The 24,718-nt window shown below is 64.4% G+C and carries 21 protein-coding genes; 15 read left to right on the plus strand and 6 right to left on the minus strand.

What is annotated here, in order from left to right:
• The first annotated feature begins 61 nt into the window (after window positions 1–61).
• Complete coding sequence (locus KHO41_RS25155; protein ID WP_211955979.1) at window positions 62–325, plus strand: hypothetical protein; 264 nt, start codon at window positions 62–64, stop codon at window positions 323–325.
• Window positions 326–732: 407 nt separating this feature from the next.
• Window positions 733–1,254: a phasin family protein gene (locus KHO41_RS25160; protein ID WP_011300467.1), complete on the plus strand. Its 522-nt coding sequence runs from the start codon at window positions 733–735 to the stop codon at window positions 1,252–1,254.
• Between the two features lie 140 nt (window positions 1,255–1,394).
• On the opposite strand, the gene KHO41_RS25165 is transcribed toward KHO41_RS25160, so the two are convergent.
• Window positions 1,395–2,420 (minus strand): AraC family transcriptional regulator, encoded by a 1,026-nt coding sequence (locus KHO41_RS25165; protein ID WP_211955980.1) that lies wholly within the window; start codon window positions 2,418–2,420, stop codon window positions 1,395–1,397.
• A gap of 316 nt (window positions 2,421–2,736) precedes the next feature.
• Between KHO41_RS25165 and KHO41_RS25170 the strand changes: the two genes are divergently transcribed.
• The 9 genes from KHO41_RS25170 (at window position 2,737) to KHO41_RS25210 (ending at window position 14,630) form a co-directional block, all read left to right on the plus strand.
• On the plus strand, window positions 2,737–4,329 hold the full coding sequence (locus KHO41_RS25170; protein WP_211955981.1) for a GMC family oxidoreductase: 1,593 nt from the start codon (window positions 2,737–2,739) through the stop codon (window positions 4,327–4,329).
• Between the two features lie 16 nt (window positions 4,330–4,345).
• Window positions 4,346–4,516 carry an alkyl sulfatase C-terminal domain-containing protein gene (locus tag KHO41_RS25175; RefSeq protein ID WP_342344477.1) on the plus strand — a complete coding sequence of 57 codons (171 nt, stop codon included), beginning with the start codon at window positions 4,346–4,348 and terminating at the stop codon, window positions 4,514–4,516.
• A gap of 27 nt (window positions 4,517–4,543) precedes the next feature.
• The gene (locus KHO41_RS25180) at window positions 4,544–5,680 is read left to right on the plus strand and encodes an acyl-CoA dehydrogenase family protein (RefSeq protein WP_211955983.1); all 1,137 of its coding nucleotides are present in this window, start codon (window positions 4,544–4,546) and stop codon (window positions 5,678–5,680) included.
• Window positions 5,681–5,731: 51 nt separating this feature from the next.
• On the plus strand, window positions 5,732–6,937 hold the full coding sequence (locus KHO41_RS25185) for an acetyl-CoA C-acetyltransferase (RefSeq protein WP_211955984.1): 1,206 nt from the start codon (window positions 5,732–5,734) through the stop codon (window positions 6,935–6,937).
• A 10-nt stretch (window positions 6,938–6,947) separates the two neighbouring features.
• The gene (locus KHO41_RS25190) at window positions 6,948–9,068 is read left to right on the plus strand and encodes a 3-hydroxyacyl-CoA dehydrogenase NAD-binding domain-containing protein (RefSeq protein WP_211955985.1); all 2,121 of its coding nucleotides are present in this window, start codon (window positions 6,948–6,950) and stop codon (window positions 9,066–9,068) included.
• A gap of 43 nt (window positions 9,069–9,111) precedes the next feature.
• Complete coding sequence (locus KHO41_RS25195; RefSeq protein ID WP_211955986.1) at window positions 9,112–10,755, plus strand: long-chain-fatty-acid--CoA ligase; 1,644 nt, start codon at window positions 9,112–9,114, stop codon at window positions 10,753–10,755.
• Window positions 10,756–10,839: 84 nt separating this feature from the next.
• A complete protein-coding gene (locus KHO41_RS25200; RefSeq protein ID WP_211955987.1) occupies window positions 10,840–11,454 on the plus strand; it encodes a response regulator transcription factor in 615 nt (204 codons plus the stop codon).
• 222 nt (window positions 11,455–11,676) lie between these two features.
• A complete protein-coding gene (locus tag KHO41_RS25205; protein WP_211955988.1) occupies window positions 11,677–12,858 on the plus strand; it encodes a formylglycine-generating enzyme family protein in 1,182 nt (393 codons plus the stop codon).
• A gap of 47 nt (window positions 12,859–12,905) precedes the next feature.
• A complete protein-coding gene (locus tag KHO41_RS25210) occupies window positions 12,906–14,630 on the plus strand; it encodes an arylsulfatase (RefSeq protein ID WP_244874017.1) in 1,725 nt (574 codons plus the stop codon).
• A gap of 45 nt (window positions 14,631–14,675) precedes the next feature.
• On the opposite strand, the gene KHO41_RS25215 is transcribed toward KHO41_RS25210, so the two are convergent.
• Window positions 14,676–15,644, minus strand: a complete 969-nt coding sequence (locus KHO41_RS25215; RefSeq protein ID WP_211955989.1) for a threo-3-hydroxy-L-aspartate ammonia-lyase — start codon at window positions 15,642–15,644, stop codon at window positions 14,676–14,678.
• A 147-nt stretch (window positions 15,645–15,791) separates the two neighbouring features.
• Between KHO41_RS25215 and KHO41_RS25220 the strand changes: the two genes are divergently transcribed.
• The 3 genes from KHO41_RS25220 to KHO41_RS25230 all read left to right on the plus strand — a co-directional run bounded on the left by KHO41_RS25220 (window position 15,792) and on the right by KHO41_RS25230 (window position 20,432).
• Window positions 15,792–16,382: a J domain-containing protein gene (locus KHO41_RS25220; RefSeq protein ID WP_211955990.1), complete on the plus strand. Its 591-nt coding sequence runs from the start codon at window positions 15,792–15,794 to the stop codon at window positions 16,380–16,382.
• Between the two features lie 178 nt (window positions 16,383–16,560).
• The gene (locus KHO41_RS25225) at window positions 16,561–17,646 is read left to right on the plus strand and encodes a mechanosensitive ion channel family protein (RefSeq protein WP_211955991.1); all 1,086 of its coding nucleotides are present in this window, start codon (window positions 16,561–16,563) and stop codon (window positions 17,644–17,646) included.
• Between the two features lie 320 nt (window positions 17,647–17,966).
• Window positions 17,967–20,432, plus strand: a complete 2,466-nt coding sequence (locus KHO41_RS25230) for a putative bifunctional diguanylate cyclase/phosphodiesterase (protein ID WP_211955992.1) — start codon at window positions 17,967–17,969, stop codon at window positions 20,430–20,432.
• A gap of 29 nt (window positions 20,433–20,461) precedes the next feature.
• Here KHO41_RS25230 and KHO41_RS25235 read toward each other — a convergent pair whose 3' ends face one another.
• From KHO41_RS25235 to KHO41_RS25245, 3 genes are all read right to left on the minus strand, one after another.
• Window positions 20,462–20,797, minus strand: a complete 336-nt coding sequence (locus tag KHO41_RS25235) for a hypothetical protein (protein ID WP_211955993.1) — start codon at window positions 20,795–20,797, stop codon at window positions 20,462–20,464.
• Between the two features lie 62 nt (window positions 20,798–20,859).
• Complete coding sequence (locus KHO41_RS25240; RefSeq protein ID WP_211955994.1) at window positions 20,860–21,801, minus strand: PDR/VanB family oxidoreductase; 942 nt, start codon at window positions 21,799–21,801, stop codon at window positions 20,860–20,862.
• Entirely contained in the window at window positions 21,801–22,853 is a 1,053-nt protein-coding gene (locus KHO41_RS25245; RefSeq protein WP_211955995.1) for an aromatic ring-hydroxylating dioxygenase subunit alpha, read from the minus strand. The genes KHO41_RS25240 and KHO41_RS25245 overlap by 1 nt, the downstream gene beginning before the upstream one ends.
• Window positions 22,854–22,961: 108 nt before the next feature.
• Between KHO41_RS25245 and KHO41_RS25250 the strand changes: the two genes are divergently transcribed.
• Complete coding sequence (locus tag KHO41_RS25250; protein ID WP_211955996.1) at window positions 22,962–23,954, plus strand: LysR family transcriptional regulator; 993 nt, start codon at window positions 22,962–22,964, stop codon at window positions 23,952–23,954.
• A 131-nt stretch (window positions 23,955–24,085) separates the two neighbouring features.
• Here the strand turns inward: KHO41_RS25250 and KHO41_RS25255 are convergent, their stop codons facing one another.
• Complete coding sequence (locus KHO41_RS25255; protein ID WP_211955997.1) at window positions 24,086–24,628, minus strand: superoxide dismutase family protein; 543 nt, start codon at window positions 24,626–24,628, stop codon at window positions 24,086–24,088.
• Between the last annotated feature and the right edge of the window lie 90 nt (window positions 24,629–24,718).

Below are 24,718 nucleotides of genomic sequence, written 5' to 3' on the forward strand. Positions count from 1 at the left end.
CATGATCGCGGCAGCCGCCACCGCAGCGGCTACGACAGACAATTTCCTGGGGACACCATCCATGAACCGAAAAGGCTTGCTCGACGCCGCCGATTCCCTCGATGAACTCGCAGCCGGCAGGCAACCCGTGCCGGCCAGGGTAGCCGCCGGGGCCGCGGCACTCGAACGCATTCACGCGGACTATCCGGGCTGGCGCGATGTCGGCGACGCGCTGTTCGGACTCAAGGCCCTGGCCGACGGCTGCGCCATGGACCTGGACGCCAACGGGCGCCAGCGTGCCGGCCGGCTAGCCGATATCGTTCGCAGCCTGCTCGACCAGATCTGACACGGCGGCGGCGTCGCGAACGCGCTTCGCGGGCCGCTTGCCGATGCCGGACCCTCGCCAACGTGGCGGGGGTGACCGCGGCATGCCCTGGCGCGGGTGCAGCACGCCGGCACGACGTCCGGCGCCTCGGCCTTGTTGTGTCGGAGCGACGCGGCGATCTCGCGCCGCAGCATCGATTCGTAAAAAAATGTTATAAACATGACGCAAGATGCACTTTTAGAGCATTTGTATGGTCATGTCTTGGGTAACTACCTAGGGATGAACTTAGAAGTTTTCCTCTAATCTTGCGCCTTGGTGGAAACGCGGCTCTGGCCGGCGCGTTTCCGCCAGGAATATCAACTTCCGGTCAGCGCACCATGGCGGCACATGGTGCGATGCTGGCCGGCGATCCCAAGGAGAACTCACGCATGTCCGCCTTTACGTCCGATCAGTTTGCGGCACTCCACAAGACCAACCTGGCCAACCTGGCCATGATGTCGAAGTCCACGATCGACGGCTTCCAAAAGCTGACTGAACTGAACCTCAAGACTGCCAAGTCCGCGCTGACGGAAGGTCAGGAGAATCTGAAAGCCGTGCTCGGTGGAAAAGACCTTCGCGACGTCCTTGCCGTGCAAGGCAGTCTGGCCCAGCCCACGACCGAGAAAGCCATCTCGTATGCGCGCCAGGTTTGCGAGATCGCCGCACAGGCGCAAGCCGAGCTGGCCCGCGCCGTGGAAGAGCAATACGAGCAGCATCACCGCAATCTGCAGGCGTTCGTCGATACCTTCGTGAAGAATGCGCCGGCCGGTTCGGAAGCGGTATCTGCCCTGCTGCAGTCGACCGTCGACGCTGCCGGCAACACCTACCGTTCGGCACAGGCCATCTCGAAGCAGATGTCCGATGTCGCGCGCAGCAATCTGGCTGCCGCAGCGGCTTCGACCAAAGCCTGATCTCCCGCCCGGGCATCACCCGCATCAGCAAGACGCCAGCGCAATGTGTGCATGCCCTGGTGGCCGCGTGCCACGGCACGCCATCGGCGGTCATAGCGCCTTCGTCACGCATGAAGGCCTTGGCCGCCGGATTGACCGCCTTACTGCCGTTGCGGCTGGGTAAGCCGGCGATATTCCCCGGGCGAAACGCCCGTCCATTGCACGAAAGCACGCTGGAACGTCGACTGGTCGGAAAACCCCAGCGACGTCGCGATCTGCTTGAGCGGCGTACTGCCACGCGTCAGGAAATGCAGCGCCATATCGCGGCGCAAGCCGTCCTTGATCTTCTGGAAGCTCGTTCCGCCGGCCTCCAGCTTGCGGTGCAGGGTGCGCGGCGACATCGCCAGGCGCTCGGCCACGTCCGGCAGTGACAGCAGCGAAGGCAAGGCTTGCTGCACCACGCGCCTGACGTCGGCTGCCAGCAAGTCTCCCACCAGCACGGCTTCGATAAAGCTGGCCGGCGCGCGCCGGATGAACCGGGGTATTTCGTCTGCATTGCGCACGATATGCAGCGCGCCGGCCTGCTCCGGAAAGCGCAGCGCGCCACAAGGCTGGTGGAATCGCACCGCACCGGCCAGCAGCGCGCGCAGGTCGAGCCGGTGGCGCGGGGGCGCGCATGGGAATGCGGCGCACACGAGAGGCAGGCGCTGCCCGACCAGCCAGGACATGACTGCATAGATGGCCAGCAGGATGATCTCGTACGCCAACGTGCTTCTCACGGGATCGCCCGCGCGTTCGCGGAACCGGATCTGAATCTCGCCGCCGCCGGAGACGCAGTCCACCTTGAAATCCCCCATCACCGCATTGCATCCCCTTGCGATCACCTGCAGGCAATCGCCGAAAGTCGTCGTGGTCGATCCGATGCGGCAGAACGTTTCTACCGAGCCGTTACGCAGCGGATAGCCAAGCAGCCCGACGGCCTCGTCGTCCAGCGTGCCGACGATGCTGGCATAGAGCCGCGAAAACTGCTTGAGGCTCAGACGGGCCCGCGGCATGTCCAGCAGGCTGGGGTCGATCGCGGCCTGCTCCAACAGTGCGTCGAGCGGAATGCCCTGTGCCAAGGCGGCATCGATCAGCGCGAGCGCGCCTCGCATCGGAACGGTAATGGCGCTGGTCTTCGCCGACATGGCAATTTATGCAATAACAAAGGCAACTTACGCTATCACGTTTTCTCAGTCGACGATAGAAAATACGCGCAACTTCAATGCTTTGCAGTCGCCTTACTGCCTAACGCTCATCGTTGACTGGCAAGTGATGCAAAGACGGGTGGCAAGAAATGCATGAGATGTCCCGGCTGTGACCGGGCGCCGACATTCACCCGAATCGATACGCCGAACCGGCGCAGGAGACAACGTGAACCCTTTGCCCGGCACGCAGCCCGCGCAGCGGATACCCAGTCCGCTCAAACGCATCACCTGAACCCTTCCACGCAGAGGAAAGCGAATGAACGCATACGACTATGTCGTCGTAGGCGGGGGCTCGGCCGGCTGTGCCATTGCCTCGCGCCTGTCGGAAGACCCCGCGGTCACCGTCTGCCTGCTGGAAGCCGGCGGGCCGGACAAGAGCGTATTGATCCACGCGCCGGTCGGCGTGGTCGCGATGATGCCGACGAAGATCAATAACTACGGCTATGAAACCGTGCCGCAGAAGGGGTTGAACGGGCGCAGGGGCTATCAGCCGCGCGGCAAGACGCTCGGCGGCAGCAGTTCGATCAACGCCATGCTGTACGTGCGCGGCCATCGCGCCGACTACGACCACTGGGCGTCGCTGGGCAACACCGGCTGGTCCTACGACGAGGTACTGCCGTACTTCAAGCGTGCCGAGAACAACGAGATCCATGGCGAAGACGAGTACCACGGCGCGGGTGGCCCGCTGAACGTCACGTATCCGCGCCACACCAGTCCGGTCAATCACATGTTCCTGGAAGCCGCGGCCATGAACGGCATTCCGCACGTCCGGGACTACAACGGCGCCACGCAAGCCGGCGCCTTCATGTACCAGGTCACGCAGAAGGACGGCGAACGCTGCAGCGCGGCCAAGGCCTACCTGACGCCGAACCTGTCGCGCCGCAACCTGACCGTGCTGACCCATGCGGTATCGGCGCGCGTGCTGTTCGAAGATCGGCGCGCGGTCGGCGTGGCCTATTACCAGGGCAACGAACTGAAGCAGGTGCGCGCGCGCCGCGAAGTCGTGATCTCCGCAGGCGCTTTCGGCTCGCCGCAGTTGCTGATGCTGTCGGGGGTCGGCCCGGCGGCGCACTTGCGGGACAAGGGCATTCAGGTCGTGCAGGACCTGCCCGGCGTGGGCGAGAACCTGCAGGACCACATCGACTATGTGCAGACCTGGCGCACGCGCAGCGATACCGAGACCTTCGGCGTATCGGCACGCGGCACGCTGCGGATGACCGGCGCGATGCTCGAATGGAAGAACAAGCGCTCGGGCATGGTCACGAGCCCCTTCGCCGAAGCCGGCGCGTTCTTCTGCTCGCGTGAGGACATCACGGTTCCCGACCTGCAACTGGTCTTCGTGCTCGCCATTGTCGATGACCATGCGCGCAAGCTGCATGCAGGGCACGGCATTTCCTGCCACGTCGACGTCTTGCGTCCGCACAGCCGCGGCACGGTCGGCCTGAACAGCACGGATCCGCGTGACGCGCCGCGTATCGACCCGCGCTTTCTCGAAGACGAACGCGATCTCGACCTGCTGGTCAGGGGTGCGCAGATGCAGCAGCGCATCCTGGAATCGAAGCCGTTCGACGCCATCCGCGGAAAGATGCTGTACCCGGTGCGGGCCGACGATCCGGCCAGTATTGCCGCCGATATCCGCAGCCGCGCGGATACGCAATACCACCCGGTCGGCACTTGCAAGATGGGCGTGGACGACATGGCCGTGGTCGACCCGCAATTGCGCGTGCGCGGTGTGCAAGGCCTGCGCGTGGCGGACGCTTCGATCATGCCGACGATGATCGGCGGCAACACCAACGCCCCCTCGATCATGATCGGCGAGAAGGCGGCAGACCTGATCCGCGCAAGCTGACGACAACCGACAAAAAATCAGGAGACCAACCTTGAACCAACCGACCTGCAAGGCAGCCGTGGCGGACGGCAAGTTGAAGATCGAAGGCGACGGCGCCGGGGGGATTGAGTTGCTCGGCCTGTTCGACACCTTCACACCCAACTTCAAAATCGTTGTGCCTAACGGCAACATCGCCAGCCCCCTTTGAGGCCGCGCGCAAGACAGGAGTGATTGCATGATTCCCCGCACCTTATTCAACGAAGATCACGAAATGCTGCGCGACGCCGCGCGCCGCTTCATGGAAACCGAAGTTGTTCCGCACCACGAGCGCTGGGAGGAACAGGGCTATGTCGACCGCGACGTCTGGCTGAAGGCCGGCGCGGCCGGCTTCCTTTGCGCGAGCATGCCGGAGCAGTATGGCGGCGCGGGCGGCGACAAGCTGTACAGCGTAGTGCTGATGGAAGAGCAGGCGCGCGCGGGCTGCACCGGGCTGGGCTTCGGCCTGCACTCGGAGATCGTGGCGCCGTATATCGAGCACTACGGCAGCGAATACCTGAAATCCACCTACCTGCCGAAGATGGCCGCCGGTGAAATGATCGGCGCGATTGCCATGACCGAGCCGGGCACCGGCTCGGACCTGCAGAGCATCAAGGCGACAGCGGTCCGCCAGGGCGACCACTATCTGCTGAACGGATCCAAGACGTTCATCACGAACGGCTGGCATGCCGACCTCGTGATCGTCGTGGCCAAGACTGATCCGGATGCCGGCGCGAAAGGCATCAGCCTGTTCGTGGTCGATACCTCGATGCCGGGCTTCTCCAAGGGAAACCGCCTGAAGAAGGCCGGCATGAAGGCGCAGGACACCGCCGAACTGTTCTTCGACAACGTGCGCGTTCCTGTGGCCAACTTGCTCGGCGAGGAAGGGCAGGGCTTCAAGTACCTGATGCGCGAACTGTCGTGGGAACGGCTGCAGATCGCGATCACCGCAGTGGCAGCGGTGGAAGCCTGCCTGGAATGGACGCTTGCCTACACGCGTGAGCGCAAGGCCTTCAGGCGCCCGATCAGCGACTTCCAGACTGCCGCGCATGCGCTCGCGGAAATCCGCACTGAACTGGAAATGGGCCGCGTATTCGTGGACCGCTGCCTGCAACTGAAGCTCGAAGACAAGCTCGACGCTCCCACCGCGTCGATGGCGAAGTACTGGACCACCGAGATGCAGTTCCGGGCGATCGATCGCTGCGTGCAACTCCACGGCGGCTACGGCTACATGTGGGAATACCCGATCACGCGCGCCTGGGCCGACGCCCGCGTGCAGCGCATCTACGGCGGCGCCAACGAGATCATGAAGGAACTGATCAGCCGCAACCTGTAAGGACCGCTTCTCCGCTGCGAGCGGCAACAAGCGTCAACTGGAGACGAATACATGGAAGCTTATATCTACGACGCGGTCCGTACGCCGCGTGGCAAAGGCAGGAAGGACGGATCGCTGCACGGTGTCACGCCGCTGCGGCTGGCCGAAGTCGCACTGCGCGCGCTGGGCACGCGCAATGACCTGGATACGAGCCTGATCGACGATGTCGTGCTGGGTTGCGTCGAGCCGATCGGCGAGCAGGGCGCGTGCATCGGCCGCATGGCGGCCCTCGCGGCCGACTACGCGGAGAGCGTGGCGGGCGTGCAGATCAACCGCTTCTGCGCGTCCGGGCTGGAAGCTTGCAATATGGCAGCCGCGCAGGTGATGTCGGGCCAGTCCGACCTGGTGGTCGGCGGCGGCGTCGAGGCGATGTCGCGCGTACCCATGGGCTCGTCGGGCGGCGCATGGCCGGTCGATCCGCAGAGCGCGTTCAAGCGCTACTTTGTGCCGCAGGGCGTGTCGGCGGATGCGATTGCGACGATGTGGGGCCACAGCCGGCGCGACGTCGATGCCTATGCCGTCGAGAGCCAGCAGCGCGCGAAGCGTGCATGGGACGCTGGTCACTTTGCGAAGACCGTCGTACCGGTGCTCGACCGTAACGGCCTGACCATCCTCGACCATGACGAGCTGATGCGTCCGGAAGCCACGGTCGAATCGCTCGGCCAGCTCAAGCCGTCGTTCGCCGAGATGGGCGAGCAGTTCGGCTTCGACGCGGTGATCCGTCAGCGCTATCCGGAAATCGAGCAGATTCGTCACGTGCACCACGCCGGCAACAGCTCCGGCATCGTCGACGGCGCCGCTGCTGTGCTGATTGGTAACCGTGACGCCGGCGAACGCGCCGGATTGAAGCCGCGTGCGCGCGTCCGTTCATTCGCGACGATTGGCTCGGAGCCGTCGATCATGCTGACGGGGCCGAGCTACGCGGCCGAGAAGGCGCTGAAGCGCGCCGGCATGTCGGTGTCGGACATCGACCTGTGGGAACTCAACGAAGCCTTCGCGTCGGTCGTGCTGCGCTTCATGGAAGTGCTGGCGATCCCGCACGACAGGATCAACGTCAACGGCGGTTCGATTGCGATGGGGCATCCGCTTGGCGCGACCGGCGCCATGATCCTCGGCATCCTGCTCGACGAGATGGAACGGCGCAACGTCGCCACCGGCCTGGCCACGCTGTGCGTGGGTGCCGGCATGGGCACCGCCACCATCATCGAACGCCTCTGAGGAAACTGACATGATCGACTTCACTCTTGACCCGCAGGGCATCGCCACTTTGTGCTGGAACATGCCGGGCCGCAGCCAGAACGTGCTGAACGGCGAAAGCTGCGAAGCGCTGTTTGCCGCAATCGAACGGGCCGTGTCCGACGATGCGGTCAACGGCATCCTGATGACCTCCGCCAAGCCGGACTTCATTGCCGGCGGCGATCTCGAATGGCTGCTCTCGGCCAGCGACGCCGCGGAACTGTTCGGGCGCGTGATGCGCCTGCACCGTGCATTGCGCAGCCTCGAAACCTGCGGCAAGCCGGTCGCGATGGCGTTGCCGGGCGCGACGCTGGGCGGTGGCCTGGAAATCGCGCTGGCCGGGCACTACCGCGTTGCGGCTGACAACCCGAAAGCGCGCTTTGGTTTGCCAGAGGTGACGCTCGGGCTGCTGCCGGGTGGCGGCGGCACGCAGCGCCTGCCGCGCCTGATCGGCATCCAGAAATCATTGCCGCTGCTGCTGGAAGGCAAGCGCCTGAAGGCGGCCGAAGCGCTGAAGCTCGGCATTCTGGATGCCGTGGTGGCGCCCGGCACCGAAGTGGAGGCCGCGCGCGAGTGGCTGCTTGCGCAACACGATATCCGGCAGCAGCCGTGGGACGCCAAGGGCTACCGGATTCCGGGCGGCGCGGTGTCGTCGCCGGCGGTGCAGCAGGTCTTCATGGCCTCCAATGCGCTGCTGCGCGCAAAGACCTACGGCAACTATCCGGCGCCGGCCAACATCCTGTCCTGCGTGTACGAAGGCCTGATCACCAATATCGATACCGGCTTGCAGACCGAGGCCCGCTACTTCGTCGAAACGGTAATGACGCCGGAAGCGAAGAACATGATCCGCACGCTGTTCTTCAGCATGGGAGAGGCCAACAAGCTCGCCGGGCGCCCGGCCGGCGTGCCGGTGCAGAAATACAGCAAGATCGGCGTACTCGGCGCCGGCATGATGGGCGCGGGTATTGCCTACGTGGCGGCGAAATCCGGCATTGAGGTCGTGCTGATCGACATGAACCAGGAAGCGGCCGAGAAGGGCAAGGCGTATTCGCGGGCGCTGGTCGACAAACAGGTGGAGCGCGGCCAGCTTGCGCAGGACAAGGCGCAAGCACTGCTCGGCCGCATTACGCCGACCACCGACTATGCACGACTGGATGGTGCCGAGATCGTCGTCGAAGCCGTGTTCGAGGACCGCGCGATCAAGGCCGACGTGACGAAGAAGAGCGAAGCGGTGCTGGCTGCCGATGCGATCTTCGCTTCCAACACCTCGACACTGCCGATCACGGGCCTGGCGGAGGCCAGCGCGCGTCCGGCCAACTTTATCGGCCTGCATTTCTTCTCGCCGGTCGAGCGCATGCCGCTGGTCGAGGTCATCGTCGGCAAGCAGACGAGTCAGGCGACGCTGGCGCGCTCGCTGGACCTGATCCAGGCGCTCGGCATGACGCCGATTGTCGTCAACGACTCGCGCGGCTTCTATACGAGCCGTGTGTTCTCGTCCTACGTGCTCGAAGGCCTGGCCATGCTGCGCGAGGGTATTGCGCCTGCGCTGATCGAGAACGCGGGCCTGATGGCAGGAATGCCGGTGGGGCCGCTTGCGCTGACCGACGAAGTCTCGAGCGAGCTGGTCTACAAGATCGACCGGCAGACCCGTGCCGACCTCGGCGACGCCTACCAGCCGCGTCCCGGCCATGACGTAGCCGCGAAGATGGTCGAGCTTGGCCGCATCGGCAAGAAGGCGGGCATGGGCTACTACGAGTATCCCGCGGGCGGCAAGAAGCATCTCTGGAGCGGACTGGCCGAGTTGTTCCCGCTTGCACAAAGCCAGCCCGACGTGCAGTCGCTGATCGAGCGCCTGATTGCCGTGCAGGCGGTGGAAACCGTGCGCTGCATGGAAGAAGGCGTGCTGACGACGGCGCGCGATGCGGATGTCGGCGCGATCCTGGCCTGGGGGTTCCCGGCGTTTCGCGGTGGACCGATCTCGTGGGTGCAGACCGTTGGTATCGCGCAGTTCGTCGAACAATGCGAAAGGCTTTCCACGCAGCATGGGGCACGCTTTGCGCCGCCGGCCTTGCTGAAGACGATGGCGGAGAAAGGCGAAGGCTTCTACCAGTAGAAGCTTCCCTTGATATCCCGCTCTTAACAAAACAGGAGACAACATGCTTGGCCAGATGCAGGACAAACCGCTGCTGATTTCATCGCTGCTCGAACACGCGGAGCGCTTTCACCCGAATGTCGAGATCGTCACGAGGACGGTCGAGGGTCCCATCCATCGATGCAACTGGCGCGAACTCGGTGAACGTTCGCGCCGCCTGGCGATCGCCCTGCAGAAGCGGGGCGTCAAACACGGCAGCATGGTCGCGACGCTGGCGACGAATACCTATCGCCATCTTGAGCTGTACTTTGCCGTGATGGGCCTCGGCGCCGTGCTGCACACGATCAACCCGCGCCTGTCGCCGGAACACCTGGAATACATCGTCAACCATGCGGAAGACGAGATCCTGTTCTTCGACTTGCCGTTCGCGCCGTTGATCGAGAAGCTGCAGTCGCGCTTCCCGACCGTGCGGCGCTTCTATGCGCTGGCCAATCAGGATTCCGTGGAAACGGCAGCGCCGGCGATCCGGGACTTCGCTGGCTACGAGACCCTGTTCGACGATACGCCTGCCGATCCGTCCTTCACGTGGCCGCAGTTCGATGAGCGTTCGGCATCGACGCTGTGCTACACCTCGGGCACGACCGGCAACCCGAAGGGCGTGCTGTACTCGCACCGTTCGACGGTGCTGCACAACCACGTGATCAGCCTGTCCGACTCGCTCGGTTCATCGGCCGACGCTACCATCCTGCTCGTGGTGCCGCTGTTCCACGTCAACGCGTGGGGCCTGCCGTATGCGGCCGCGATGACTGGCGCCAAACTGGTGCTGCCCGGGCCGCATCTCGACGGCAAGAGCATCTATGACCTGCTGCGCGATGAGCGCGTCACGCTGGCGGCCGGTGTCCCGACCATCTGGCAGATGCTGTTCCAGCATGTCGATGCCAACGGCCTGAACCCGCGCGAGGATCTGTGCCTGAAAGATGCCGTGGTCGGCGGCTCAGCAGCGCCGCGCATGATGATCGAGCGCTTCGACCGCGACTTCGGCACCTTCCTGCTGCATGCCTGGGGCATGACGGAGATGAGCCCGCTTGGCGTGGTCTGCCGCCTGCTGCCCAAGCACGCGAATCTGACCGCGTCGCAGCGCTACGACATCCAGATGAAGCAGGGCCGCGCGGTGTATGGCGTGCAGCTCAAGATCGTCGATGACGATGGCCAGCGGCTGCCGCACGACGGCAAGGCCAGCGGGAAGCTCATGGTCAGCGGTCCGTGGATTATCGGCCGGTACTTCAAGGGCGACGACAACCTGCTGGACAGCGAAGGCTTCTTCGACACCGGCGACATCGCCACAATTGACGAAGATGGTTACGTCACGCTGGTCGACCGCTCAAAGGACGTGATCAAGTCCGGCGGCGAATGGATCTCGTCGATCGACCTGGAGAACGCGGCAGTGGGTTGCCCGGGCATTGCGATGGCCGCAGTGATTGCGCTGCCGCATCCGAAGTGGCAGGAACGCCCGCTGCTGATCTGCGTGAAGAAACCGGGTGCCGAGGTCGACAAGGCCGCCGTGCTGGCCTACCTGGACGGCAAGATCGCAAAGTGGTGGACGCCGGACGACGTGGTGTTTGTCGACTCCCTGCCGCTGACCGCTACCGGGAAAATCTACAAGCTCGGCTTGCGCCAGGTGTTCAAGGATCATGAACTGCCGGCCTGATCGGGCGACGGCGAAGGCTCGCCAGGCTCTGACGGTGTCGGGCGTCGAACTCGGCGTCCGCGCGGCCTGGCGAGAAGGACTCTCATGAGCGAATCCCATGACCACGTCCATGTGCTGGATGATGATGAATCCGTGCGCATGGCTATCAGGGGGCTGCTGACAGCATCTGGATATCTGGTCCATTGTTACGGGTCGCCCGGCGAGTTTCTCGTGACGGACACGCCAGAGGTGCCCGCCTGCCTGTTGCTGGACCTTGAAATGGCTGGCGTGAACGGCTTGCAGGTGCAGCGCATCCTGCAACGGCAGGGCCGCCATATGCCAATCGTCTTCATGAGCGCCTACCGGGATGTGCCTCGCACGGTGCAGGCATTCAAGCAAGGTGCGAGCGATTTCCTGCTCAAGCCGATCGAGCCGGAGTGGCTGTTCGAGGCAGTGGAAACTGCACTGACCGCCGACAGGGCACGACGGGCGGCGCTGAGTGCGCAACGGCAGATGTCGCTCAGCGATCGGGAGCGTGCGGTGTTGCTGGGCATTGTCGGTGGCCGCATCAACCGCGAGATCGCTGCGGAGCTGGGCTTGAGCGAGCGGACCATCAAGTCGTGCCGCGCGGCATTGATGCGCCGACTGGGGGCTGGCTCGCTGGCCGACCTGATGCGTCTTGCCCGTCCTTTGCTGGCTGATCCCGCATCGATCGCATAGAGAAGCGGGAAGCGGGAAGCGGTCAGTCTTGGATGGGTGCGGTGCGCTATTGCGGGAAGGGGAAATGCGGTTGCCCTTGGTCCCGATGGCCGATCGGCGCATCGTCCGGCAAGCTTGGTCAGCGGTTTTCGGCCGCGCATGGCGTGTATCGGGAAAGACATCTGGCATTCACGCGCTGTCGCCAGTCAGCGGCACCGTGTCGGAAGTAAGGAAGGTTCCACGATGAAGCGGGCCCGGCAGGTGAAGCGGAACGAGAGACCCACGGCGCGAACCGTACCGCTGCGGCGTGTGCTGCCAGCAGTCCTGGTGGCCGGTGCCGTGGCCCTCGGCATCGGCGTCTCATACCTGCTTTCGCGTACCGGAGCGCCAGGCGCAGCCGCGTTCGAAGCGGGAGATGGCATACGCGGCCCGGCCGGCATGGCGCATGTGCCCGGCGGCGAATTCCTCATGGGCAGCGACAGCAAGATGGCCCAGGCCAACGAGAAGCCCGCGCACAAGGTGCGCATTCACGGCTTCTGGATGGACCAGCACCATGTCACCAATGCCGAGTTCCGCAAGTTCGTCGAAGCAACCGGCTATGTCACCACCGCCGAGAAGGCGCCTGACTGGGAAACCCTGAAGGTCCAACTGCCGCCCGGTACGCCGCGCCCGCCGGCCAGTGCAATGGTCGCGGGCGCCATGGTGTTCGTGGGCACGTCGCGCCCCGTGCCGCTGCAGGACTATTCGCGCTGGTGGCGCTATGTGCCGGGCGCGGACTGGCGCCATCCGGGCGGGCCGGGAACGTCGATCGAGGGCAAGGACAATCACCCGGTAGTCCAGGTCTCCTATGAGGATGCGCAGGCCTATGCCAAATGGACTCACAAGCGTTTGCCGACCGAAGCCGAGTGGGAGTTCGCCGCGCGCGGCGGGCTGGAGCAGGCCACCTACGCTTGGGGCGAGAAATTCGCGCCCGAGGGCAAGCAGATGGCCAACGTCTGGCAGGGCCAGCAAGGGCAGCCGTTCCCGGTGATCAGCCCCAAGGCGGGCGGCGCGCTGGGCACCAGCCCGGTCGGCACGTTTCCGGCCAACGGCTACGGCCTCTATGACATGACCGGCAACGCGTGGCAGTGGGTCGCGGACTGGTACCGCGCCGACCAGTTCCGGCGCGAGGCTGCGCTCAGCAAGCGGATCGACGATCCTCCCGGTCCCATCGCCTCATGGGATCCGAGCGAGCCGGGTGTGCCCGTCGATGCGCCCAGGCGCGTCACGCGTGGTGGGTCCTTCCTCTGCAACGAGGACTACTGCCTGAGCTACCGGCCCAGCGCGCGGCGCGGCACCGATCCTTACAACAGCATGTCGCACCTTGGCTTCCGGCTGGTCATGGATGACGAGCAGTGGAACAAGGCGAGGCTGCAGCGCCAGTAATGCCTCGAGCGTGCAGTTGCCCAACTGTCCCAAAGGAGGAATGAGCCATGGACCTACGATCGACTTTGCAGTGGATTGCCAGCTGGCCGCGCGCCTGTCGGGCTTTCGCGATGCGTCCCCGCAGTCCGGGGCGGCCATGGCGCACATTACTCACCGGTCTCTGCGCGCTTCCGCTGTTCCTGTTGCCGCTGGCCGGCACGGCGCAGACCAGCGACAGGAAGCCGAACATCGTCGTCATCTTCGGCGATGACATCGGCATGTGGAACCTGGGCGCCTATACCCACGGCATGATGGGCCGCACGCCCAATATCGATCGAATTGCCAAGGAGGGTGCGCTGTTTACGGACCACTACGGCCAGCCGAGCTGCACCGCGGGGCGCGCAGCCTTCCTGACGGGGCAACTGCCGATTCGCACCGGCATGACCACGGTCGGCATTCCCGGGTCGACCCGAGGCATCCAGAAGGAAGACCCGACGCTGGCCGAAGTCCTGAAGTCGCAGGGTTACGCAACGGCTCAGTTCGGCAAGAATCACCTTGGCGACCGGAACGAGTTCCTGCCAACGGTCCACGGCTTCGACGAGTGGTTTGGCAACCTCTACCACCTGAATGCCGAAGAGGAGCCCGAGCAACTCGATTACCCGGGCCAGAAGAACCCCGACTATCGCAAGCGGCTCGGGCCGCGCGGCGTGCTGCATGCGTGGGCCACCACCACTGACGACGCCACGACCGATCCGAAATTCGGCCGCGTCGGCAAGCAGCGTATCGAGGATACCGGCCCGCTCACGCGCCAGCGCATGCAGACGATCGACGGCGAGGTACTCGGCCATACGCTTGCCTGGATGGACAAGGCCGGCAAGGACAGCAAGGATGGCAAGCCGTTCTTCGTCTGGTTCAACTCCACCGCCATCCACATCTGGTCGCATCCGCAGCAGAAGTATGTGCAGAAGGCCGTGGATGAGGGCCGCGCGGAAGAGGACGTCGTCCGCGCCAAGATGATCGAGCACGACGAGCACGTCGGCGCCATTCTGAAGAAGCTCGAAGACCTCGGCGTGGCGGACAACACCATCGTCGTCTACACGACCGACAACGGCAACGAACTGATGTACTGGCCGGACGGCGGGTACGCACCGTTCCGCGGCGAGAAAGGGACCACGTGGGAAGGCGGTGTGCGCGTGCCTTGCCTGATCCGCTGGCCCGGCAAGATCGCGCCGGGAACCGACGCCAACGAGATGCAGGCGCACGAAGACCTCTATGTCACGCTGGCGGCCGCCGCTGGCGTGCCCGACCTGAAGGAAAAGCTGCTCAAGGGGTACAGGATGAGCGGTACATCCTACAAGGCGCACCTGGACGGCTACAACAACCTTGACTACTGGACGGGAAAGTCACCGAAGTCCGCGCGCAGGGAGTACTTCTATTACGACGAGACCGACCTCATGGCCGTGCGCGTCGACAACTGGAAGATGCATATCGGGGTAAAGAAGGACGGGAGCTGGTTCAATGAAAAGTCATACCCGAGCGTGCCGTATGTCTTCAATCTGCGCATGGACCCGATGGAGAAGATGGATCCGGAATCGCATGAGTGGGGCTACATCGGACGCAAGTTCCTCGCATCCAAGCTGTGGGCGCCGACCGCCGCCAGCAGTTTCCTGCAGGCGCACCTCAAGAGCCTGCAGGACTACCCGCCACGCCAGGGTGCGGACACCCTGAGCATGAAACGCGCGGTGGAAGAGGCCATGAAGAAGATGGAAAGCCCGGCCCGCAGCAGCAACTGAAGCGCAGGGGAGTCGCCGGCGGCCTGGCGGACAGGCCGCCCGCTCTTACGCGGACACCAGTTCGCAGAACCGCTCCAGGTCGATATTGCCGCCACTGATGATGATGCCGACGCGCTTGCCCTTCAGCGCGTCCTTCATCTGCATGGCAGCTGCCAGGCCGAGGCAGCCCGTGGGCTCGACGATCATCTTCATGCGCGTGGCGTAGAACTTCATCGCTTCCACCAGCTGGGCATCGGAGGCGGTCAGGATATCGTCGACATCCCGCTTGATGATGCTGAACGTGTACTGCCCGAGATGCGGTGTCTGGGCACCGTCGGCAATTGTTTTCGGGGTGTCGATGTGCACGATGGCGCCGCTGCGGAACGACTGCTGTCCATCGTTGCCGGCTTCCGGTTCGACGCCATAGAGCTTGCATTGCGGCGACAGCGCGCGCGCGGTCAGTGCGGTGCCGGATAGCAATCCGCCGCCGCCGAGCGGTGTCAGCACAACGTCCAATGCGCCGACCTCCTCGAACAGTTCCTTCGCTGCCGTGCCCTGGCCGGACAGGACGTCCGGGTGGTCATAAGGCGGAATCAGCGTGAAGCCGTGCTCGTCGGCCAGGCGGCGGCCGATGGCTTCGCGATCCTCGGTGTAGCGGTCATAGATCACGACGTTGGCGCCGTAGCCCTTGGTGGCCGCCACCTTGGCTGCCGGTGCGTCGTGCGGCATCACGATGGTCGCGGGAATGCCCAGCAGCCTTGCCGACAGTGCGATGCCCTGCGCATGGTTGCCCGACGAGAACGCCACCACGCCCGCGCGGCGTTGCTCGGGGCTGAACTTCGACAGTGCGTTGTACGCGCCGCGAAACTTGAACGCTCCCATGCGCTGGAAATTCTCGCACTTGAAGAAGATTTCGGCGCCGAGCATGTCATTGAGCGTGCGCGACGTATTGACCGGCGTGCGGTTCGCGACGCCGTCAAGGCGGGTCGCGGCCTCCTGGACGTCTGCGTACGTTGGGAGCTTCAGTTCGGTCATCGGCGTGTCCTGTTGCGTGGGTGAAGACCGCTATCCTACAGGCCTGTCGGAGAAGCGCTCAATGGCAGCGGCATAGGGCGCGCAAGCGGCGTCTGCGAGTCACTGCCATGCTACGATAAACGCCAACGCAGCAGTCTCCCCCGCACCATGACCCTCTATGCGACCCTTGGCGTCGAATCGGACGCTACCCTGGACGAGATCAAGCGCGCCTACCGCCGTGCCGCGATGAAGTGGCACCCTGACCGCAACCCCGGCCGCGAGGCCGAGGCACACCTGGCCTTCCAGGAAATCCGCGACGCGTACGCCATCCTCTCCGACGAGACGCAACGGCGCGTGTACGACGACGTGTTCGAGCAGGAAATGCACCGCTGGCAAGCGGAACACGCCGCGCAGGAAGAACAGGAGCAGGCGGCGCAGCGCGAAGCGCAACGCGTTGCGCAGGAGCACTACGAAAAGATGGTCGTCATCGCGATGCGTTTCGCCGACGCCGGCCACAACCGTGACGTCCTCTTCGGCGTGCTGCTTGGCCGCGATTGCGAGGCGGAACTGGCCGGGCGTATCGCTGACAGCGTCTGGGCCTTGCAGGAGTCGCGCAAGGCACATTCCGAGGCGGAGGAAGCGGCGCAGGCAGAGGCGGCACCGGAGATCGCGCCTGAGCAGGACGCGGCGAAGCAAGCCAGCCGTCACCCGGGCGCTTTCGAGTCGTTCTGGCAAGGCCTGTTTGGAATTCGTACGTAGCGTACATGGCGTACATAGCGCGTGTCGTGCTGTCCGAGTGAGGCGTCGGCCCGCAACGCGTTTCACATTCCATCCGCGCATTTCCCTTTTCAGGTCCCGCAATGGGGCGTCGGTACGCGTGATGCGGCAGGCCATGGCAAGCGCCGAGCCGGGACCCCGCCATGACAAAGGATGACCGATGAATATTGGAATCCTCCTCGCACACCCGTGGTTTGGCACCTGGGCGGCGGCCGTGGCCGCTGTGGTGATTGCGTTGATCGTGCATCGGCTTGGCGGACTGGTGCTGATGCGCCTGACCCGGCCCGCGCCGGTCCTGCATGCCATTGTCAGGAAGGCGCGCGCTCCATCCAGCGTCGTGCTTCCGCTTCTGGCGCTGCAAACCGTATGGCAGGCCGCGCCGGACGAGCTGCGCTGGATCGACAGCGTGCGCCATCTCAACGGCTTGCTGATGATTGCTGCGACCACCTGGCTCGTGGTGCGGATCATCTCCGGCTTTGCACAGGGCGTCATGGACCGGCATCCGGTCGATGTGGCCGACAACATGGGCGCACGGCGCATCCACACGCAGACGCGCGTGCTGTCTCGTATTGCGATGACGCTGGCCACGGTGATGGGCGCAGCCATGCTGTTGATGACCTTTCCGGGCGCGCGGCAGGTCGGCGCGAGCTTGCTCGCCTCGGCTGGCGTGGTCGGCCTGATTGCGGGTTTTGCAGCCAAGCCCGTGTTCAGCAACATGATCGCCGGGCTGCAGCTCGCGCTGACGCAGCCGATCCGGCTCGATGATGTCCTGATCGTTGAGGGCGAATGGGGCCGTGTGGAGGAGATCACGGGGACCTATGTCGTGATGCGGCTGTGGGACGAACGCCGGCTCATCGTGCCGCTGCAGTATTTCATCGAGAAGCCATTCCAGAACTGGACGCGCAGCAGTGCGCAGATCATGGGCTCGGTGTTCTTCCACGTTGACTACGGCATGCCGCTCGCGCCGCTGCGCGAGGAGCTGGAGCGCGTCGTGCACGCCGCGCCCGAATGGGACCAGCGCTTCTTCAATCTCGTCGTCACCGATGCGACCGAGCGGACCATGCAGCTGCGCGTGCTGTGTACGGCGGCATCATCGGGGCTCGCGTGGGACCTGCGTTGCAGGATCCGCGAAGCGCTGATCGACTTCATGCAGCGCGAATTCCCGCAGCATCTGCCGCGGCTGCGTATCGAGCGCGATGCCGAGGCCCAGCAGGCTGCGGTGGCAACTGCGCCGAATGCGGGATAGGCCGGCGCCTGCTACACCTACGCATGACGGATAGTTCACTTGTGAAGGGCGCCTTATGACGCCTGCGCCGCTTGTCATGCGTGCCCCGGAAGATAGTCGTCCACTTACCCCTAAAGTAGGGGGTTAGAGTCGCACAGGGATGCCGATACACGGGCAGTAAACGCAGGCCTGTTCGGCACGTCGTTCAGTGCGGAGTCCTGCGAAAACCTGGAAATCCCGCCGACCTCCATGACCCATTCCGAACGTCGTCTGCACGGCTCACACACGCCGCAATCCGCATTTTCGCCGTTGGGACTCGCGTGTCCGGCCGGATGAGCCTGGTGCGTCGGCATCGCGATGCCGACGGAGCGAACGGTACGCAAGGTGCCGCGCCGGGTCGGGCTTCCAGGCAGGCTGCCGTCATTGGCGCGGGCGGCGTGGCTTGCGCCACCGCGTATCTGTCGCTCGCCGTGCCATCTGCAACCAGCATCACGCTGACGGCGGCAATGCTCGGGCTGTCCGCGACGCTGACGCGGCTCGCCGTGTTGCGCGCACGGCACAGGCAGACCGAGTTCAGGAGCGTTCGGCTGAGCCAGCTATACAGCGCACTGAGTCAATGCAATCAGGCCATTGCACGCTGCCGCAGTGAAGCGGAATTGTTCGAGGACATCTGCCGGGCCGCCGTGACGATCGGCGGCATGCAGATGACGTGGATCGGCCTGCTCGATGACAGCAAGAGGCTGATGCCGGTGGCTGTCCATGGACAGGGCATGGAGTACCTGCGGGATCTGAAGGTTTCCGCCGACGAAGCGGATCCGCATGGACGCGGACCCACCGGGCTTGCATTGCGCAGCGATTCGCCGTACTGGTGCCAGGACGTGCACGCAGACCCCGCCACGGTTCTCTGGCGAACGCAGAGCCAGAGATTTGGCTGGAAGTCATTCGCCGTGCTGCCTTTGCACCGTGGCGATCGCGTGATCGGCGCCTTGTCGCTCTACGGTTCGCTTGCCCATGTTTTCGATGCAGTCGTGCGCGACCTGCTGATGGACATGGTCAGGAACATCGACTATGCGCTGGCCAATCTCGACCGGGAAACAGAGCGGCAGCGCGCCAACGAAGCACTGCGTGAAAGCGAGCAGCGCTTGCGCACCGTGATCGAGACGCAGCCGGAGTGTGTCAAGACCATCGATCGCGGCGGCAACCTGCTGGAAATGAACGCCGCGGGTCTCGCGATGATCGGCGCGGACTCGCTGGCGCAGGCGCAGCGTCATTACACGGAAGTCATCCTTCCCGAGTATCGCGACGCGTTTGCCGCCTTGCATGCGCGCGTCATGTCCGGCGAAAGCGGGCTGCTTGAATTCGAGATTGTCGGTCTGCGCGGCCAGCGCCGCTGGCTGGAAACGCATGCCACGCCGATACGCGGCGCCGACGGCTGCGTCACGCGGCTGCTCGCGGTCACGCGCGATACCACCGACCGCAAGCAGGCATCGGATCGCATCCAGCATCTCGCCCATTACGACGCATTGACCGGGCTGCCCAACCGCCGCCTTGTGGAGAATCGGGCCCGGCAGGCCTTCAGTCAGGCCTCGGACGGACAGACGCTTGCCGTGATGTTCCTGGATCTCGACCTGTTCAAGGACATCAACGACACGCTGGGGCACAGCGCTGGTGATGCCTTGCTGATTGAGCTGGCCCGAAGGCTGCATCCCTTGTTGAGCGAGGGCGATGTGCTGGCGAGATTCGGCGGCGACGAGTTCCTGATCCTGCTGCCCGATGCCTGCGAACGTACCGCTGCGCAGACCGCGCAGAAGGTGCTCGACACCATCGCGGAGCCCTATCACCTCGGCCCTTACGACCTGACTGTCAGCGGCTCCATCGGTATTGCCCTCTATCCGCGCGACGGCACCGACTTCGAGAGCCTTTCGAAGAACGCGGACACGGCCATGTACCAGGTCAAGAAACAAGGCCGGCGCGGATACTGCTTCTTCACCCCGCAGATGCAGGCGGGCATGGTCCGCTATCTCAAGGTGGTGGGCGCCTTGCGCCAGGCGCTGCCTCGCAATCAGTTCCACCTGCACTATCAGCCCCAGATGTCCATGGACGACGGCAAGCTGATCGGCGTGGAGGCGTTGTTGCGCTGGAATCATCCCGAACTCGGTGCTGTGTCTCCGGCCGAATTCATTCCGGTGGCCGAGGAGACCGGTGCAATCCTACCCATCGGCGAATGGGTCTTGCGGCACGCGGCACGACAGGCGCGCATCTGGGTGAAGGCGGGCTATACGCCCGTGATCGCTGTGAATCTGTCCACGGTTCAGTTCCACCATGCCGACCTTCCCAACCTGGTTTCGCGCATTCTGGAAGAGGAAGACCTGCCGGCGCAGCACCTGGAGCTCGAACTGACGGAAGGCGTGGCCATGCGCGATCCGCAGCGCGCGATCGCCATGATCCAGGAGCTTCATGAGCGCGGCGTTTGCATGTCGATCGACGATTTCGGTACGGGATATTCCTCGCTCGCGCAGTTGAAGAAGTTCCAGGTTCGCAAGCTCAAGATCGACCAGTCGTTTGTGCGGGACATTGCCACCAACGCGGAAGACCGGGCGATCGTCGGTGCCATCGTGCAGATGGCACGCAACCTCGGGCTGCTGACCATTGCGGAAGGCGTGGAAACTGTCGAGCAGATATCGATCCTGCGCGCCGAGGGCTGCAATGAGATGCAGGGCTACTACTTCAGCAAGCCTTTGTCAGCGGTGCAATTCGAGCAATTTGCCAGGGCACGGGAGTCATGTCCGGATCGACTTGACGCATAGGCTCGCGCCGGCTGTGGCACCAATGCGGTCTATGGCTTGTGATTGACGCGCCCGGCGAACGACTTCCATTCACGGAACGTGGTATCGAGGCAGGCCGCCGAATCGCAGCGGTCCCGCTTGGCGCGGAACGTCGCGATGTCAGCCTCGGTCACTGATCCTGCCTTGAGCATGCGCTGCTGCTCGGCATAGATACGCTGGTAGCCCATCGAAAACAGCGCAGATTCGCAGATCAGGCGGTGTGCCGTGGTCTGCCTTGCCGGTGCCGCCGCAGGATCGCAGTCGATGTCAGTGGCGTGTGCACCGCTGGAAAGGGCGAACGTTGCGGTGGACAGGCAGAGCAGGGCGCGGCGCGGAAAACGGGACATAGCGGAGTCTCGGAAGCAGGCCGCTATGGTACGGCAAGATGGTGGCCTGCTCTCGCAGTGACCTACACATCCAGCACCAGCTCCGCACATTTCGCGCGCGAAACGCAGATCAGGATGGACTTGTTCGCCTCGCGTTCTTCATCGCTGAGCACATAGTCCCGGTGATCCGCCGTGCCGGCAACCAGCGGGACTTCGCAGCTGCGGCACAGGCCTTCCCGGCACGACGATGGCAGGCAGACACCGTTGTCTTCGAGCACTTCAAGGATGCTGGTTCCTGCCGGCACCGAGAACTGCCCGCCGTGCCTGAGCAGGCGTACCTGGAACGCGCCGGTTTCCGCAGGTGTCTGTGCGCCGGCAGTGAAGCGTTCGAGATGCACCGCATGGGTACCGATTCCCAATGCACTGGCGTGATCGCATACCGCATCCATCATGACTCCCGGTCCGCAGGTGTAGACGTGCCAGTCTGCAGGCATCTGCCGCAATGCCGTATGGAGGTCGGGATGGCCGCCATGCTCGTCGTCGGCATGCAGCGTGACGCGGTCCGCGAACGGTGCGAGTTGTTCCAGATAGGCGGCATGGCGGCGCGAGCGAACGCAGTACAGCAGCCGCCACGGAAGATCGCGTTCGACGCAGCGCCGGATCATGCTCAGGATCGGCGTGATCCCGATGCCTCCGGCGACGAACAGATGGCCGGTGGCTGGCTCGTGGAGCCCGAACAGCGACCGCGGCGTGCTGACCGGCAGGGTGTCGCCCAGGCGCAGTTCGTGGTGCGCAAAGCGCGAGCCGCCCCGAGAGGCCGGTGCGAGCCCGATGCCAAGCCAGTAGCGCGTCGTGTCGGAGGCGGGGCTGGCGATCGAGTATTGCCGCATCAGCCCGTTGGGAAAGCTGACATCCACATGCGCGCCCGGTTCGAATGGCGGCAACACATCGCCGGAACGATGCCTGAGTTCCACGCCAAGGACGCCTTCCGCCTCCAGGCGCAGGCTTGTCACGATGAGTTCCATCACGCCTCCTTGGCCTGACGTTGCTGCGCCTGTGCGGCTTCCTCTGCCACGCGGCGCTCGACGACCCAGCGGAACTGTGACAGCGCGGCATCGATCGAGAACGGGATCATCTTGAAGTCCGGCGCCAGCGCCAGCGACCGTTGCTGCGCGGTGATGATGTCCCGGTCCTCGTCGAACGCGGTGACCACGCTCTGGTGGATGGACCGCGTGACCTCGGGGTTATCGATCGCGAAGTTATGCGGATGGGCGAAGAAGTAGTGCGTCGAGTTCTCCGTCTCCGGCGTCAGCGCCTGGCACCCGCGGAATTCGGCCGCATCGATGCGCTGCCCCTCGGGCGCACCGGTGCCCGTGGGCGCCATGCCGGAATCCATCAGCAGGATCGCCGGAATCGTGAAGTTGTAGACGTTCCAGCGGTCCACCTTGCCCGGCCAGTTCTTGACCTGCTTCGCGAACGGCGGCGCATCGGTGTCGAGCGTCCAGCGCGTAATGCGCACGCCGTTGTCGAGGCGCTCGACCTTGGGCTGCGCCGCTGCGTAGTCCTCGCTGCCGCCCAGCGTGGTGGGGTGCACGAACGGCAGATGCGAGAAGTCGAGCAGGTTGTCGGCAATGAGCAGGTAGTTGACGTCATAGTGGATGTAGCCGTCGAGGCTGCGCCACGCCGGGTCGGCCAGCCAGTGCGTATCGGGAATCAGTGCCGGATCGGCCGATTCGGGATCGCCCATCCAGATCCAGATCCAGCGGTTGCGTTCGACCACCGGGAACACGCGCACGCGGGCCTGTGGCGGAATGCGCTGCTGTGCTGGTGCCTCGACGCAACGGCCGGACGTGTCGAACTTCAGTCCGTGGTACATGCAGCGTACGCAGTCGCCTTCGCGCCGGCCGATCGACAGCGGCGCGCCGCGATGGCAGCAGCGGTCTTCCAGCGCATGGAGGGTGCCGTCCTCCGACCGGTACATGAGCACCGGGATGCCGATGATGGTGCGGCTGAAGAAGTTGCTGGCGCCGACTTCGTTGTCCCAGCCGGCGACATACCAGGTATTCCTGACGAACATTGCGTGTCTCCTGTGTGTGGAACGCCCTCTGCGAGGCGTGTTGACAGCAGGTTAGGCAGCGCGACAATATGCGTCAATCGCATGATAATCATTGAGGGAATGTATGCCATGCATACTGACGCGTTCGACTACAACCTGCTGACGGTATTCGATGCGATGCTGCGCGAGCGCAGCGTGACGCGCGCCGCGGCGCAGCTTGGCCTTACGCAGAGTGCGATGAGCCACGCGCTGAACCGCCTGCGCGAATTCTTCGACGATCCACTGTTCGTCAAGACCGCCGCGGGCATGACGCCGACGATCAAGGCGGAGGCGCTGTCCGAAACCGTACTGGACGTCATGACGGCGATGCGCACGCGCGTGCTGCCGCAGGCGAGCTTCGACCCCGCCACGATGCAGCGCACGTTCACGCTGTGCATGACGGACATGGGGGAACTGGTGTTCCTTCCACCGCTGATGAAACGGCTGCGTGTGGTTGCGCCTCACTGCAAGCTGCGAACGCTGCAGGTGCCGGTGCCGCAGATCGAAGGGCTGCTGGCGTCGGGCGATGCCGACCTGTTGCTAGGCTCGGTGCAGACGGCGCCCGAGTCGCTGTTCCGGCAGCAGTTGTTCATGCATGGCTTTGTGACCATCGTGAGCACAAAGAACAGGCAGGTGCGCGACGCCCTGACGATCGAGCAGTTCGAGTCGATGCCGCACGTCACCGTGAGTCTCGCGGGCCGTACGAGCCCGTCGTACGACGCGGCATTCGAGAGTCATGGGCTCAGGCGCAACATCTACCTGCATACGCCACACTTTCTCTCGATCCCGCTGCTGATGGAGCAGCAACCCGACCTGATCGCGACCGTGCCCGAGGAACTCGCGAACGTCTTCAGCCGCTACGGCATCGTGCGCGTGGTGAAGCCTCCTGTGGTGTTGCCGCCGTATGCGTTGAGCCAGTACTGGCATCCGCGCTTTCACCACGATCCGGCCATCGTCTGGCTGCGGCAGCTTGTGAAGCAGACGTTCGACCGCTATCCGGATACCGACGTGTCAGGCGATGCCATGCCCGTGCCGGTCCGCAGGAAAGGCGCAACGGCCAAGCGGGGCGCCAGTTCGCGGTAGCGTTCCACAAGCCATGGAGAGGCGATGATCGAAGGGCGTGGCGAGCAGGTACCCGCCGGTCAGTGCCGGGGACTACCTGCGCCAGCGCGTGAATGCGGACTTCAGGGGCGAACTGAACGGGCGCGCCTACATTACGACGCCGCAACCACCCCGCACGCAATCCGCCCGCCTGAATTCCCTGTCGGCTGCGTCTTGTAGTCGTCCGGATCCTTGTGCACGACTACGGCGCGGCCGACTACGCTGTTCGGGCCGCTGCCCACACTCAGGTCAGGCATCAGGATGCTGGCGCGCGCATTGCCGTTGGCGTCAGCCGTGAGGTTGTTCATGTCGCCGGCGTGGTGGTCAGGCATGCCCATCTGCCCGTGCGGCTTGCTGGTCGGGTTGAAATGGCCGCCGGCGCTCATCGCATCGGGCGCCGAGCAGTCGCCCTTTTCGTGCACGTGGAAGCCATGCGTGGTGTTGGGCGGCAGACCCGTGACCGATGCCACCATCATCACGCCGCCGGCCTGCTGCGTGAACGTGACCGTGCCGCCTGTATTGGTGCCGCTCTTCGGCGAGAGGGTCGCGGTGGCCTTGGCACCGCCGCCGCCCCCCGTTGTCCCCGAGCCGGCACAGCCCGCCAGGGTCATTGCTACCGCTGCCGTGGCCGCCAGGCCGAAAAGTGTGCGTTTCATCGGAACCCTCCCATTCACGTTATTGCGGAAGAAACAGTATAGGATGCGACGCTTACGCAGTGGCGCGGATTGAGCGGCGAATAACAGGCG

The organism is Cupriavidus numazuensis (assembly GCF_905397435.1).
Taxonomy (GTDB): domain Bacteria; phylum Pseudomonadota; class Gammaproteobacteria; order Burkholderiales; family Burkholderiaceae; genus Cupriavidus; species Cupriavidus numazuensis.

Excerpts from the sequence above, each read along its gene's own strand:
- KHO41_RS25220 (WP_211955990.1), top strand. The coding sequence starts at position 15,792 with ATGACCCTCTATGCGACCCTTGGCGTCGAATCGGACGCTACCCTGGAC.
- KHO41_RS25160 (WP_011300467.1), top strand. The coding sequence starts at position 733 with ATGTCCGCCTTTACGTCCGATCAGTTTGCGGCACTCCACAAGACCAAC.
- KHO41_RS25190 (WP_211955985.1), top strand. The coding sequence starts at position 6,948 with ATGATCGACTTCACTCTTGACCCGCAGGGCATCGCCACTTTGTGCTGG.
- KHO41_RS25200 (WP_211955987.1), top strand. The coding sequence starts at position 10,840 with ATGAGCGAATCCCATGACCACGTCCATGTGCTGGATGATGATGAATCC.
- KHO41_RS25195 (WP_211955986.1), top strand. The coding sequence starts at position 9,112 with ATGCTTGGCCAGATGCAGGACAAACCGCTGCTGATTTCATCGCTGCTC.
- KHO41_RS25250 (WP_211955996.1), top strand. The coding sequence starts at position 22,962 with ATGCATACTGACGCGTTCGACTACAACCTGCTGACGGTATTCGATGCG.
- KHO41_RS25210 (WP_244874017.1), top strand. The coding sequence starts at position 12,906 with ATGGACCTACGATCGACTTTGCAGTGGATTGCCAGCTGGCCGCGCGCC.
- KHO41_RS25255 (WP_211955997.1), bottom strand. The coding sequence starts at position 24,628 with ATGAAACGCACACTTTTCGGCCTGGCGGCCACGGCAGCGGTAGCAATG.
- KHO41_RS25170 (WP_211955981.1), top strand. The coding sequence starts at position 2,737 with ATGAACGCATACGACTATGTCGTCGTAGGCGGGGGCTCGGCCGGCTGT.
- KHO41_RS25240 (WP_211955994.1), bottom strand. The coding sequence starts at position 21,801 with ATGGAACTCATCGTGACAAGCCTGCGCCTGGAGGCGGAAGGCGTCCTT.
- KHO41_RS25205 (WP_211955988.1), top strand. The coding sequence starts at position 11,677 with ATGAAGCGGGCCCGGCAGGTGAAGCGGAACGAGAGACCCACGGCGCGA.
- KHO41_RS25180 (WP_211955983.1), top strand. The coding sequence starts at position 4,544 with ATGATTCCCCGCACCTTATTCAACGAAGATCACGAAATGCTGCGCGAC.
- KHO41_RS25155 (WP_211955979.1), top strand. The coding sequence starts at position 62 with ATGAACCGAAAAGGCTTGCTCGACGCCGCCGATTCCCTCGATGAACTC.
- KHO41_RS25215 (WP_211955989.1), bottom strand. The coding sequence starts at position 15,644 with ATGACCGAACTGAAGCTCCCAACGTACGCAGACGTCCAGGAGGCCGCG.
- KHO41_RS25165 (WP_211955980.1), bottom strand. The coding sequence starts at position 2,420 with ATGTCGGCGAAGACCAGCGCCATTACCGTTCCGATGCGAGGCGCGCTC.
- KHO41_RS25185 (WP_211955984.1), top strand. The coding sequence starts at position 5,732 with ATGGAAGCTTATATCTACGACGCGGTCCGTACGCCGCGTGGCAAAGGC.
- KHO41_RS25235 (WP_211955993.1), bottom strand. The coding sequence starts at position 20,797 with ATGTCCCGTTTTCCGCGCCGCGCCCTGCTCTGCCTGTCCACCGCAACG.
- KHO41_RS25245 (WP_211955995.1), bottom strand. The coding sequence starts at position 22,853 with ATGTTCGTCAGGAATACCTGGTATGTCGCCGGCTGGGACAACGAAGTC.
- KHO41_RS25225 (WP_211955991.1), top strand. The coding sequence starts at position 16,561 with ATGAATATTGGAATCCTCCTCGCACACCCGTGGTTTGGCACCTGGGCG.